This window comes from Amycolatopsis rhizosphaerae (assembly GCF_007713715.1).
GTDB lineage: Bacteria > Actinomycetota > Actinomycetes > Mycobacteriales > Pseudonocardiaceae > Amycolatopsis_E > Amycolatopsis_E rhizosphaerae.
In genome coordinates this window covers 1-12369 of sequence record NZ_VJWX01000196.1, presented here as the reverse complement: position 1 = coordinate 12369, position 12369 = coordinate 1, and the positions used below count along the sequence as shown (strand labels likewise).

The 12369-nt window shown below is 70.0% G+C and carries 13 protein-coding genes; 4 read left to right on the top strand and 9 right to left on the bottom strand.

The window, feature by feature from the left end; all coding sequences use genetic code 11:
• The first annotated feature begins 169 nt into the window (after positions 1-169).
• The gene (locus FNH05_RS19665) at positions 170-850 is read left to right on the top strand and encodes a TetR/AcrR family transcriptional regulator (RefSeq protein ID WP_246127840.1); all 681 of its coding nucleotides are present in this window, start codon (positions 170-172) and stop codon (positions 848-850) included.
• A gap of 113 nt (positions 851-963) precedes the next feature.
• Here the strand turns inward: FNH05_RS19665 and FNH05_RS19660 are convergent, their stop codons facing one another.
• The 6 genes from FNH05_RS19660 to FNH05_RS19635 form a co-directional block, all read right to left on the bottom strand.
• Positions 964-2043, bottom strand: a complete 1080-nt coding sequence (locus tag FNH05_RS19660) for a beta family protein (RefSeq protein WP_144590166.1) — start codon at positions 2041-2043, stop codon at positions 964-966.
• Positions 2044-2142: 99 nt separating this feature from the next.
• The gene (locus tag FNH05_RS19655) at positions 2143-2904 is read right to left on the bottom strand and encodes an SDR family NAD(P)-dependent oxidoreductase (RefSeq protein WP_144590165.1); all 762 of its coding nucleotides are present in this window, start codon (positions 2902-2904) and stop codon (positions 2143-2145) included.
• Positions 2901-3842, bottom strand: coding sequence for a 3,5-dioxohexanoate:acetyl-CoA acetone transferase (kce, locus tag FNH05_RS19650; RefSeq protein WP_144590164.1), 942 nt, complete (start codon positions 3840-3842; stop codon positions 2901-2903). The genes FNH05_RS19655 and kce overlap by 4 nt, the downstream gene beginning before the upstream one ends.
• On the bottom strand, positions 3842-4654 hold the full coding sequence (locus FNH05_RS19645; RefSeq protein WP_144590163.1) for an HpcH/HpaI aldolase family protein: 813 nt from the start codon (positions 4652-4654) through the stop codon (positions 3842-3844). The genes kce and FNH05_RS19645 overlap by 1 nt, the downstream gene beginning before the upstream one ends.
• A complete protein-coding gene (locus tag FNH05_RS19640) occupies positions 4651-5523 on the bottom strand; it encodes a cupin domain-containing protein (RefSeq protein ID WP_144590162.1) in 873 nt (290 codons plus the stop codon). The genes FNH05_RS19645 and FNH05_RS19640 overlap by 4 nt, the downstream gene beginning before the upstream one ends.
• Before the next feature lie 16 nt (positions 5524-5539).
• On the bottom strand, positions 5540-6430 hold the full coding sequence (locus FNH05_RS19635; RefSeq protein WP_144590161.1) for a DUF6282 family protein: 891 nt from the start codon (positions 6428-6430) through the stop codon (positions 5540-5542).
• A gap of 230 nt (positions 6431-6660) precedes the next feature.
• On the opposite strand from FNH05_RS19635, the gene FNH05_RS19630 reads away from it, so the two are divergent.
• Positions 6661-7992, top strand: a complete 1332-nt coding sequence (locus tag FNH05_RS19630) for an MFS transporter (RefSeq protein WP_246127839.1) — start codon at positions 6661-6663, stop codon at positions 7990-7992.
• A 51-nt stretch (positions 7993-8043) separates the two neighbouring features.
• Here the strand turns inward: FNH05_RS19630 and FNH05_RS19625 are convergent, their stop codons facing one another.
• Entirely contained in the window at positions 8044-8844 is an 801-nt protein-coding gene (locus FNH05_RS19625) for an IclR family transcriptional regulator (protein ID WP_144590159.1), read from the bottom strand.
• A 150-nt stretch (positions 8845-8994) separates the two neighbouring features.
• On the opposite strand from FNH05_RS19625, the gene FNH05_RS19620 reads away from it, so the two are divergent.
• Positions 8995-9471, top strand: a complete 477-nt coding sequence (locus FNH05_RS19620) for a MarR family winged helix-turn-helix transcriptional regulator (RefSeq protein ID WP_144590158.1) — start codon at positions 8995-8997, stop codon at positions 9469-9471.
• 3 nt (positions 9472-9474) lie between these two features.
• On the opposite strand, the gene FNH05_RS19615 is transcribed toward FNH05_RS19620, so the two are convergent.
• Positions 9475-10437 carry a zinc-dependent alcohol dehydrogenase family protein gene (locus tag FNH05_RS19615; protein ID WP_186382634.1) on the bottom strand — a complete coding sequence of 321 codons (963 nt, stop codon included), beginning with the start codon at positions 10435-10437 and terminating at the stop codon, positions 9475-9477.
• An 83-nt stretch (positions 10438-10520) separates the two neighbouring features.
• Between FNH05_RS19615 and FNH05_RS19610 the strand changes: the two genes are divergently transcribed.
• The gene (locus FNH05_RS19610; RefSeq protein ID WP_144590157.1) at positions 10521-11108 is read left to right on the top strand and encodes a TetR/AcrR family transcriptional regulator; all 588 of its coding nucleotides are present in this window, start codon (positions 10521-10523) and stop codon (positions 11106-11108) included.
• Here FNH05_RS19610 and FNH05_RS19605 read toward each other — a convergent pair.
• Positions 11105-12151, bottom strand: coding sequence for an alpha/beta hydrolase (locus FNH05_RS19605; protein WP_144590156.1), 1047 nt, complete (start codon positions 12149-12151; stop codon positions 11105-11107). The two genes, FNH05_RS19610 and FNH05_RS19605, sit on opposite strands and share 4 nt — an antisense overlap.
• Positions 12152-12369: the final 218 nt, after the last annotated feature.

Below are 12369 nucleotides of genomic sequence, written 5' to 3'. Positions count from 1 at the left end.
GCAAACGCGGGGACCAACGGCTCCACAAGCTCCCACAACTCGTCCGGCACAAGACGCAACGACAAACGATCAACCACGACAAAGATCATCACACATCAGCCGTTGATCACCACGTAAGACACGCTCTAAGCTGAAAGCGCCAGGTTGGATGGGTGCCGAGGAGGTGATCGTGGAACCTGCGCCGTCTCCCTTCGCGACGCCGCCGGGCGCGGAATCGCTGCTGGAACGCGCCTACAGCGACGCGGTCGAGCGGGTGGACGAGGTGGACGAGAACCGGGGGCGCGTGCTCGACGCGGCGTACGAGCAGTTCTGCCGGATGGGGATCCAGCGGTCCACCATGGAGGACGTGGCGCGCCGCGCCGGGGTTTCGCGGATCACCGTCTACCGCCGGTTCGCCACCAAGGACGCACTGGTGGAACAGGTGATCCGCCGGGAGTTCCGCCGCTACTTCGACCAGTTCCTCATCGACATCGAGGACGCCGCGACCGTCGCCGACCGGGTGGTGATGGGCTTCGTGAGCTCCTTGCGGGCCATCCGCCGCAACCCGCTGATCGGCGGCCTGATCACCGTCGAACCGGACCTGCTCGTGTCCTCCATGATCACCGACAACGGCGGGATGCTCGCCACGGTGCGGCAGTTCGTCGCGGGCCAGTTACGCCGCGAGCAACGCGCGGGCCACGTTGCGGGCGAACTGGACACCGACCTCGTCGCCGAGATGATGGTCCGGATTTCCGCTTCCTTCCTCGTGATTCCCAGCCGGGTCGTCGATCTCGACGACGACGAGCAGCTGGCCGCGCTGGCCCGGCGGTTTCTCGTGCCCATGCTCCGGCCACCCGGCGCCACGGAGTGACGCTCACGCCGCGGATTTCGCGGTTTTCGGCCGTGGCTGCCGTGCCGACGGCGGCGTCATCGGCATCACCGGCATCACCGGCATCACCAACATCACCGGCATCGTTGCCTTCGTCATGACGCGGCGCGGGCCGCGAGGTAGGCCAGGTGGTGCGAGGTCGCGAAGGCGACCGGCCTGCTCGGGGAGCCGAGCCCGCTTCCCCGTCCGTCGGCTGCTTCGGAAATCTGCCGGTCTCCCCAGGAGAAGTCCGGCCCTGCGAAGCCGTCGGACTCGACGAGGTGGCGGCACACGGCACGAAGGGCGAGCGAACGCGGACTCTCGATGCGTGACCGAGCTGTTTCTTCGCTCGAGCCGCTCACTCGTTCCCGCAAGTACAGCCAGTGATCCGGGCAGGTGTACTTCAGGCTGACGTGCTTGGCGGGGTGCGGGTCACGCGGCAGCGGATGCACCACGCCGTAGTCGGCGAGGCGGAGACGGGCAACCCCGTCCCGGACGAGCGACTCCCACAGGCGCTCCTCGGCACGGGGCTGCTCCCGCGCCGAAGTGTGCGTGAGTTGGGGAGGGATGGAGCCGCTGAGCAGGCTCGTCGACCGGAACCGGCCGAATTCGGCGAGAACACCGATCGCGGTGGCCACGCGATCGGTCACCTGAGTGGTCACCTCCGGGAGGTACTGAAGATCGATGATGAGATCAAGATCGACGGTCTCGACCCCAAGCTGCCGGAGAGCGCTTTCCCAGTGCGCACGATTCACCTTCATGGTCCGGACGCGAAGAGCACCGCCGAGGCCCAGTTCCTGGCACAGGCGCCCGACCATGGCGACCAGGTGGCCGGGCGCGTCATGGCGAACGACCGGAATGAAGGGGATGGGATCCTGCTCGTCGAAGAGATCTCCCGGATGGGAAAGCCGGTCGGCCAGTTCGCCGAGCGCCCCCGCCGGTCCGCCACCGAAGCTGGTCGAATGCTCGACGCCGGAGGCGTCGAGCATGACGTGCCTGCCGAGTTTGTGGAGTCTCCTGACGGCCGCCTCGATCGCGTCGAGCTGATCGGCAGGTTTCTTGCCGGCGGCGTCGAATTCGATCAGCGGCTGCAGGTTCCGGACGTGTGCCGAGTCGTCAAGCGCTTCGAGGGCCATGAACTCGCCCTGTTTCGCGCGGAGCGCGACGAGTGCACGAAACTCACCAGGTGTGATCACAGCCCTCCGTCGACCGAGTGCACCAGGCTGCTTACCGCGTTCTACGGTAGGTCACGTGGCCGGCGGAGGGGATCCGCCACAAGTCGGAAAGTCGTTCGCTCAGGCGAGGAACCCGCCGTCCACCGGGAGCACCGTCCCGCTGAGGTGGCTCGCCCGGTCGCTGAGCAGGAACGCCGCGGTCGCGCCGACCTCCGCGCCCGTCCCCGCCTTGCGAAGCGGGGTGGCGGCGATCCGGGCCTCGACGCCGCCCGGGATCGTGCGCCGCAGTTCGTCGAGCATGGGCGACTCGGTCGGGCCGGGCGCGAGCGCGTTCACCCGGATACCGAGCGGTCCGAAGTCGTGCGCGGCGGTGCGGGTCAGGCCGATGACCGCGTGCTTGGTGGCCTGGTAGGCCCCCATCCCGGGGCTGCCGCGGAGGCCGCCGATGCTGCTCACGTTGACGATCGAGCCCGCACCCTGCCGTTCCATGACGCGCACTTCTTCCCGCAGGCACAGCCAGGTGCCCTTCACGTTCACGGCCATGATCCGGTCGAAATCGGCTTCGGTGACCGCGTCGAGGCGTCCGCCCTGGCCGATCGCGGCGTTGTTGTACGCGCCGTCGAGCCGGCCGAACCGCGCGACCGCGGCGTCGACGAAGGCGGCGACACTCGCCGGGTCGGTCACGTCGCCGGGCGTGTACGCCACGTCGTGCCCCTCCGACGTGAGCTCTTTCGTCAGCCGGGCAAGCGGTTCCTCGCTGCGGGCGACGAGCATGAGTGCCGCGCCGTCTTCGGCGAACACACGGGCGGCATCCGCGCCGATCCCCGTGCTCGCGCCGACGACGAGGACGACTTTGCCGGAAAGTGGCGGCCGAGTGTTCATGAAGCCTTGCCCTCCTTGGTCTTTTCGATGGCCCGGAGCGCGAGCATCGCGCGGGCGTCGTCCGGGGTGGCGATCGGTTTGCCCAGGTCCTCGACGACGGCCCGGATCTTCCGGACCTGCTGGGCATTGCTCTGGGCGAGCCTGCCCTTGCCGATCCACAGGCTGTCCTCGAGGCCCACCCGGACATGGCCGCCGAGCCACGCGCTGTGGGTGGCGAACCGCATCTGGTCGCGCCCGGCGGCGAAGGCGGAGAAGAAGTAGTCCTCGCCGAAGAGCTTGTCGGCGATGCGCACCATGTGTTCCAGGTTCGCGTGGTCCGCGCCGATGCCGCCGAGAACGCCGAACACACCCTGGATCAGCAGCGGCGGCTTCGCCAGGCCCCGCTCCACGAAGTGGGCGAGCGAGTACAGGTGCCCGATGTCGTAGCACTCGTACTCGAACCGGGTACCGGACTCGCCGAGGGTCCGCAGCGTGTGCTCGATCTTGTCGAAGGTGTTGACGAAGGGGCGGGAGTAGGTGTTGAGCACGTAGGGCTTTTCCCAGTCGTGCTTCCACTCGGTCACCTTGTCGGCGATACCCGAGTACACGAAGTTCATCGAGCCCATGTTCAGCGACGCGAGTTCGGGCTTGAGGTGCAGCGCGGCGGCGAGCCGCTGTTCCATCGTCATCGACGAGGCGCCGCCGGTGGTGATGTTCACGACGGCGTCGGTCCGCGCGGTGATGCCGTCGATGATCCGCTGGAAGACCTCCGGGGCGAAGGTCGGCCGCCCGTCCGGCTCCCGGGCGTGCAGGTGCACGACGGCGGACCCGGCCTCGACGGCCCCCACCGCGGCGTCGGCCACCTGCTCGGCGGACAGCGGCAGGTAGGGGCTCTGGGACGGGATGTTGACCGACCCCGTGATCGCGGTGGTGATGATGACCTTTTCGGCTGCCCGCATCAGTCCTCCCGTTCGATACGACCAGGGCTCTGGCCCACGGCTGTCCTGAACGCCGTGACCAGCCCGCGCGCGGCTTCGGCCAGCATCGACGTGTCGTTGCTGAGCAGGACGAAATCGCAGCCGTCCCGCACGGCCTGCGCGGCTCTGTCCGGCACGCCTCCGAACGCGAGCCCGCACCGCTTTCCGGCGGTGTGCGCGGCTTCGACGGCCGAGTCGATCAGGTGCCGCACCTCGGGGGAGGCCGGTGTCGTCCCCATCGACAGCGACAGGTCGGCCGCTCCGACGAACACCGCGTCCACGGTGTCCAGCGCGAGGATCTCCGGTGCGGCCTTGATCGCCTCGGCGCTTTCGAGCTGGGGGATGCAGAGCACGTCGTCGTTGCCGGTGGCGAGGTACTCGGCGTTCGGTCGCAGGCCCCACGCCCCAGCCCGGCTGGTGCCGCCCGCGCCGCGGATGCCGTGAGGCGGGAAACGGCATGCCCGCCCGGCGGCGGCCGCCTGCTCCGCCGTGTCGACGTGCGGCACGAGGATGCCCATGGCGCCCGCGTCGAGGATCTTCTGGATCGCCGACGGTGTCGTGTCCGGCACCCGCACCAGGGGCACCACGCCCAGCGCGGCGGCCGAGTTGATCAGCCGGTAGGCGGTCTGCAGGTCGAGCGGCGCGTGTTCGAGGTCGATCACGACGAAGTCGAACCCCGCGTACGCCATGATTTCCACGGGCTCGCCCGAGGCGATCTTCAGCCAGGTGCCGACCGGGGTGGTGGCCCGGTCGGGGGCGAACAGCCCGGCACCCGTTCGTCGTGGCGCGTTCACGGCATCGGGTAGTCGTCGGCGTTGAGGACCCACCCGGGTTTTTCCGAGAAGTCCCCCCGGGGCGGGCTGAAGATGTCGATCAGCTGGTTCACCCCGGGAGCGCTCGCCGCGGAGGTGTGCACGGTGGGCGGCGGGATGATCGCGACGGACGGGCTGCCGAGCCGCACGTGCTCGTCGTCGCGCCAGGCGGTGCTGTCGTTGAGCCAGGGCGTGCGGATGTGGTGCAGGTATTCTCCTTGCACGGCAAGGGAAAGCTGCTCGAAGTCGTCGTGGTGGTGCGGTGAGAGCCTGCGCGGGTCGCGCGGTCCGTCCTGCTCGGGCAGGAAGTTCACCATGAACGAGCGGGTGCGGAAGATGCGGCCGAACCGCCGGGGGTCTTCCGGCACCTCCGACAGCGGGTAGAACCGCACGCCCGGTTTCCCCACGGGCTCCGGCCACCGCTTCAGCAACGCGACGCGAGGATGGTCCTCCGCGTAGGCGGCGGCGTTGACCGCTCGGTCGCGCCACACCGGTTCGACGGCTTCCATCAGCCGGACGAGCGGGCCGTCGCCGTGCATGCTGATCCGGGAGGCGCCGGGTGGGACGACGACGAGCCCGGGGGCGTCGACCTTCGTGGCGCCGTCGTCGGTGAGCACCGTGAAGGCGGGCGAGGAGGCGGTGACCACGATGGCGAGTTCACCTTCGAGAGTCCCGTTGTCGAGTTCGTCGCCGGCCCTGGCTTCGGTGTGCACCAGCACGACGTTCTGTGCGCGCACGATCGGTGCGGTGTGCAGGTCGAAGTACTGCGCGGCGGCGATCGCGGCGCCACCGCCGGGGTGGGGAGCGGTCGCCGTCGTGAGCGAGGACCGCGGATCGTCCTTTTCGTACACCGAGGATTCCTTTCGCTCAGGCGTCGAGGTTGAGCAGGTAGGCCGGGTTGTCGCAGACCATGCGTCGCAGGTCCTTCTCCGGCAGGCCGAGGTCGAGCAGCGCCTCGCCCACCCGCAGCCACGCGTCCACCGGCTTGGGGTTGGCCTGCTGGCCGAAGTCCGAGGCCAGCACGGTGTGCTCGGGGCCGAGTGCCTCGATCCAGGCCAGCAGCCGTTCCGGGGCCCACTTCTGGGTTCCCTCGGGGTCGTACATGCCGACCTCGTGCTCGACGAAGGCGCCGAGCGCGATGAGTTCGCGGCACAGGTCCGGTTCGGCGCCGATGACGAAGTCCGGGTGACTGACGACCATCCGCGTGATGCCGCGGTCCTTCGCGGCCTGGAACAGGGTGCGGATGTACTCGGGGTACATGTGACCCCCGTTGACGACGGCCTCCCGTTCCTTGATCTCGTCGAGGATCTCGCCCGCCTCGGGCTTCAGTTCGCCGCTCTCGTCGACGATGTCGATCCGCTCCAGGGTCAGGGGGACGGTGGTGGTCGGGAAGGCGCCGTCCTCCGGATGGCACTCGATGTGCCGTCCGGACGAGATGGTCGGGAACCACACGACCTTGCCGCCCATGCGCAGGCACATCCGCACGGCGTGCGGGTTGAGCCCGCCGACGGTGCTGTTGAGCGCGATGCCTCCGTACACGGTGGCGGCGACGCCGGCGAGACGGTCTTTCATCGCGAGGACGTCCATCTGGGTGTTGTGGTGGTGGGACTTCGCGACCATCGCGCGCATCCCGATCCGCGCGCCGTCCTGCGCGGCCTCGACATGGTCGAAGCGCCGGGGGAACGGGCTGGGGCCGGAGTGGACGTGCAGGTCGACCAGGCCGTCCAGGACGGAGGTGATGGCGGGACGCTGGCTCATGGAGACCGTCCTTCGTTCGCATTGTGAAGTTCAAGTTCACTATAGGACTGCTTGTCAAGCCATCGAGCGCTCTTGTGTCGCCAACGGTGCTCGTTTACGGTATAGGCTGTTCACTTCGTGAACACGCGGTTCGGAACTTCGCCGAGGGTGTGCCGGAACCGCGGGTAGCCGGCAGCCGATCCCGGAGGACGACGATGTCCACACCGCCCCCCGCCGCAGAGTCGCAGTCTGTGGCCGGTCCCAGAGCCCCACACGGTCCGGACCTCGCCAAGGTGCGCGCCGCGGTCCGTGGCGGGACGCTCGCCTACTTCGTCGACCAGTTCGACATCTACCTGCCGATCGTGGTCCTGGCGCCGGCGACGGCCTACTTCCAGGCCGCGAACCTGAGCGCGAGCACCACCGCCGTGCTCGCGTCACTGGTGTTCGCGTCGACGCTCGTCGGCCGCCCGCTCGGCGCGGTGATCTTCGGGCACTTCGCCGACACGGTCGGGCGCAAGCGCGCGACACTGATCGCGGTCGGCGGGTTCGGCACCATCACCCTGCTGACCGCCTGCCTGCCGGGCCACGAGACGATCGGGATGTGGTCGGTCGGCCTGCTCATCGCGTTGCGGTTCGTCGACGGGGTCTTCCTCGGCGGCGAGTACACGACCGCGGTGCCGCTGGCGATGGAGTGGAGCCCGCGGCACAAGCGCGGCCTCTACGCCTCGATCATCACTTCGACCTCCCCCGCCGCCTACGCGATGATCGCCGCGATCACGCTGCTGATCCTGCGACTGCTGCCGTCCGCCGGGCCGCACAGCGCCTACGTGCAGTGGGGCTGGCGGGTGCCGTTCCTGGTCGGCGCGCTGCTGGCGGCCGTGCTGTTCCGCTACTACCTCAAGCAGGTGCACGAGCCGCGGGCGGAGCTGACCGGGGAGCGGCACAAGCTGCCACTGGTGAGGTTGCTGGTGAAGTATCCGCGGGCGCTGGCACAGGTGTTCGTGCTGATGACCGGCACGTGGCTCGCCACCAACATGGAGGCCGCCGTGACGCCCGCACAGCTGAAGGCGCACCTGCGGTTGTCGAGCCAGCAGGTCACGCTGACCATGCTTGTGATCAACGCCGCGGCCGCGCTGTCCTACCCGCTTTTCGGCATGCTGTCCCAGCGCATCGGGCGGCGCCGGTTCTACATCGGCTACGGCCTGGCTGTCCTGCTGGCCGGCGCGGGCTCCTACACCCTGCTGATGGCCTCGGACGGCGGTTTCGGCGCGGCCCTGGGCTTCGGTGCCGCGATCGGGGTGTTCACCGTCGGCACGTTCGGCCCGATCGCCGCCTACCTGACCGAGCGGTTCCCGGCGAGCATCCGGTCCACCGGCTACGGCGTCGGGTACAGCCTCGCGCTCATCGCGCCGGCCTTCTACCAGTTCTACCTGCAGCAGCTCGACGGAATCCTGCCGGAGCACCTCGCCCCGGCCGTCCTCATCGCACTGGCCGGCGCACTGATCAGCCTCGGCGGTTTCCTCGGCCCGGAGACGAAGGATGTCGACATGTCCGACGACAGCACGATCCCGGCACTGTCCTGATCGGACGGTCATGCCAGGCCGGGCCCGGTCCGGCGCGACCGCGGTCGCCCGCTACCCCGCCCGGCCGAGGTCGTCGGGCCGGTAGTGACCGCCGAGTTCGTGGGTGAGCTCGCGCGCGGTGCCGACGACGAGGCGCAGTTCGGGGGCGTCGCCGGACATCGACAGCGTGTTGTCCGGGCCGACGATGGCGATGGTGGCGCAGATGCCGTATTCGTCGAACACGGGCGCGGCCACCGCGACGATGCCGGGGGTGCTCATCGCGGAGCAGTGGCCCACGGCGCGCACCCGGTCGACGTCGGCGCGCAACTCGTCCCGTGCCGCCCCGGAGAGGTTCCCGATCAGCCGCTCCATGGACAGCTGGTCCGGATGGTAGGCGAGGAAGACCTTGCTCTGCGCGGTGTCCAGCGGCAGGTGGCTGCCGACCCGCACGGACACGACGACGATGGTCGAGACGTTTTCCTCGACCCGGGACACCACCGGGCCGGTGAGGCCCCAGAGGCTGAGCACCACGCTGGTCTGCGTGGCGCGCGCGAGCGCCTGCATGTGCCGCGGGGCGAGGTTGACGACGCGGCGGTGGCCGATGGCGAACGCCCCCAGCTGCAGCAGCAGGCCGCCCGGGATGTACTTGCCTTCGTTGTCGCGTTCCAGCAGTCCCGCCGCGACGAGGGACGTGCAGTACCGGTAGGCGGTGGTGCGGTTGAGGCCCAGCCGCTCGGCGACCTCGCCCGCGGTCACCTCCGGCGTGGCCGGGTCGAACAACGACAGGATCTGGCTCACCCGGCTCACCGCCTGGATGTCCGCCTGGTCACCCCGTTCCCCGCGGGCGTCCGGCGACCGCGTCGGTTTGGTCACGGGAGCCTCCGCTGGACGGTGATCGAGAACTGACGGGCGTGTTCACTTGGTGAACAGGGTCAGGCTACCCGACCCGGCGCCGGGAACCCGCCGCCCTCCTGGGGGACCGGCTCCGGCCAGGGCCATTTTCCTGCCGTTACACTATATTCCATGGCACTGAAGTCGGGGCGAGGCGCGGTGGATCTTCCGGGTTTCTTCGGCGATCTCGTCCGGTGCGAGACGCGGCTCTACAACGCCTTGAACGACCGTCTCCGGGAGCGGCACGGGATCGTCGCGTCGCAGTTCGAGTTCCTGCGCTTCCTGCGTGACCACCCCGGGGCCCGGGTGGCGGACCTGGCCGCCGAATTCGCCATCGGCATCGGCGCGGCCAGCAAGGGCACCGACCGGCTGGAAAAACAGGGATGGGTCGTGCGGCAACCCAATCCGTCCGATCGCCGCTCGTCGCTGCTGGCCCTGACCGACGACGGCCTCCGTCTCGCCGAAGCGGCGGAGGACACTTTCACCGAGCGGTTGACCGAACTGCTCGGCCCCCTTCCCGGCAGCTCCCGGCTCCCCGCCGCCGCGCAGGCGCTCGCGCAGTTGCGTGCCGCGCTCGAGCGCGACCAGATCGGCCTGCCCACCGGCTGAGGGTTACGGTGCCAGCACGATCCTGCCGAACACTTCCCCCGCGTCCATTTTCCGGTGCGCCAGCGCGGCTTGGTCCAACGGCAGCAGTTCGTGCACCACGGTGCGCAACTCACCGCGGCTCGCGGCGGTGAACTGTTCCGTGCGCACGGCTCGTCGGTCGGGGCCGGGCACGGTGGCGGCGCTGAAGGTGGCGAACGACATCGACTTCTGGAACGCCGCCATCATCTTCGTCCCGAAGTCCGCCGGTGGCGGGCCCGCGACCGCGCCGACGACCACCAGGCGGCCGTTCGGGTTGAGCCGGTCGAAGAAGGAGGGCAGGTCCGCCCCCGCGACGACGTCGATGATGACGTCGTAGCCCGCGGGAGCATCCGCGGCTCCCGCACCCGAGCGGTCCAGCACGTGGGTCGCGCCGAGCGCGCGCAGGCGATCGCCGCGCTCGGCCGACGACGTCGTGACCGCCACCGCACCGGCCCCACCACGAGCCGCGAGCTGGACCGCCGTGATCCCGATGCTGCCGGACGCACCGCGCACCAGCACCGACTCGCCCGGAGCGAAGCGGGCACGGGACAGTCCGAAGTGGGCCACCACGCCGGAGCTGCCCAGCGTCACGGCGTCCACAGCGGACAGGTTCGCGGGCAGGGGGACGATCTCCTCGACCGGGGCGATCGCCTGTTCGACGTAGCCGCCGCCCGTACCGGTGAACGCCCACACTCGCTGCCCGAGCCAGGAACGGGCGACGCCGTCGCCGACCGCCGTCACGGTCCCCGCCACCTCACCCCCGGGGATGTGACCTTCCTGGAAACCGTAAGCCGCGAGAGCACCGCGCCGGATCACGGCGTCCACCCCACCGACGCCGATCGCCTCGACGGCGATCAGCACCTGTCCGCCGGCGGGAGCGGGGTCGGGGAGGTCCAGGACTTCCAGCCCTCCCGGACCGCCGAACTTCTGAATCATGACCGCTTTCACTGCCGTCTCCTTGTGCCGGGATCGTTCGCCTTGCCTTTCGGACGCTAAGGGACACCGGCGTCCGGTTGGCTAAAGTGAGAGTGGTGAGCGACCGTTTGTCTCGCACCCTGCGTTCCGATGCACGGGACAACCGGGAACGCATCCTCGACGCGGCCCGCGCGGTGTTCGCCAGCAATGGTCTGGACGTGCCGATGCGGGAGATCGCCCGGCGCGCCGGGGTCGGGCCCGCCACCCTGTACCGCCGTTTCCCGACCAAGGAGCTGCTGGCCACCGAGGCGTTCGCCGACCGGATGCGCGCGTGCGAAGCCATCGCCGACGAGGGGCTCGCCGACCCGGACCCGTGGCATGGCTTCTGCCTGCTGATCGAGAAGATCTTCGAGCTGCACGCGCGAGACCGGGGTTTCACCGAGGCCTTCATGTCGGCCTTCCCCCGCGCGGTGGATTTCGCCGCAGGCCGCGAACACACGCTCAGGGCGGTCGCCGAACTGGCGCGCCGCGCCAAGGGCACCGGCCGGTTGCGCTCCGACTTCGTCCTGGACGACCTGATACTGGTGCTCATGGCGAACAGGGGTATCCAGGCCACCTCGCCCGCCACCCGGGTCGCGGCCTCCCGGCGCTTCGCGGCGCTCGCGATCCGGGCGTTCCAAGCCTCCCCGGACGGCGAAACCTAACGGCGCGACGCGGTGAGGTGGTCGATCAGGGCGGCGCGGAAGGCCGCGGGCTGGTCCAGGTGGGGCGAGTGCCCCGAATCGGGGATGGCGACCTCGCGGTAGGCGCCGTAGGTGCCGAGCACGGCCCGGGTCTGGGCGACCATCGGCTGCGGGGGACAGGTCTCCTCGCCGGGCCAGCCGGGCACCGCACCGATCGAGCCGAGGTGGGCCAGGTCGTACAGGGACGTGTCGGAGACGATCACGTCGTCGGTTCCGCGAATCCACAGCAGCGGCGGCTTGGGATCCACAGTGGACAGGTCGGGGATCCGGAAATGCGTCGGTGCCATGGTGTTGAGTACCCCGCGGTCGCCGGGTGCGAAGCCGGGCCAGGCGGCGGTGGCGCTGCTGGTGCCGGGGTAGTGGTCGTCGCCGGTCCGGGTCGAGAGCATGGACTCGACGAGCATGTCGAGGTGCGCGGGCACGCAGGGTGGTTTGACGTAGTGCGCGAGCAGCACCTGGCGCGGGGACAGCGGCGAGTCGGCGCCGGTGTCGCCCTCGGCGAGGCGCCGGACGAACTCGGCGTTCGCCGTGCCGGCACCGGCTCCGGCGCCCGCCGGGTCGGACAGCCGGCCGTCCAGGCCGTGCGTGCCGCCGAACCCGTAGGGCGACACCGGGTTCACCAGCGTCAGCGATGCCGCCGTCGAGGGCCGGTCGAGCAGGTATCGCAGCAGCACGCCACCGCCCATGCTCCAGCCGACCAGGTGCACCGGCGCGAGGTCGAGCGCCGTCACCAGCGCGGCGAGATCGTCGGCGTAGTCGCCCAGCCCGCGGGTGGCATCGACCGGCTCGGGGTCGGTGTCGCCGAAGCCGCGCAGATCCAGGGCCAGCGGCCGGAAGGACGAGGGGAGCGCGAGCATCGTCTCCTGCCAGAACAGGCTCGACGACACGTTGCCGTGGACGAACAGCACGGGAGTGCCGGTCCGGCCGGCCACCTCCAGCGCGTTCACCGTCAGGCGCGCGGTGGGCACGCGGCGAGCGGTGACGCCCGGCAGCAGGGTGGCCATGGTGCTCCTTCCCGGTCGGGGTCAGCTCCTGTTCGCGACGAAGCCCCTTCGGTCGACCTCCTCGTCGCCACCGGCAGAGGATAGGGCGGGCTTCACCCGAGTGCGATGTAGCACCACACCACAAAGCAGGGGCCGTCCCTGTGTCGGTAGACCCCCGCCCCTGGCGCTTCGCCGCACTGCTGCGCGGCGTCCGCTCGCCATCGGTATCGTGGACGGCG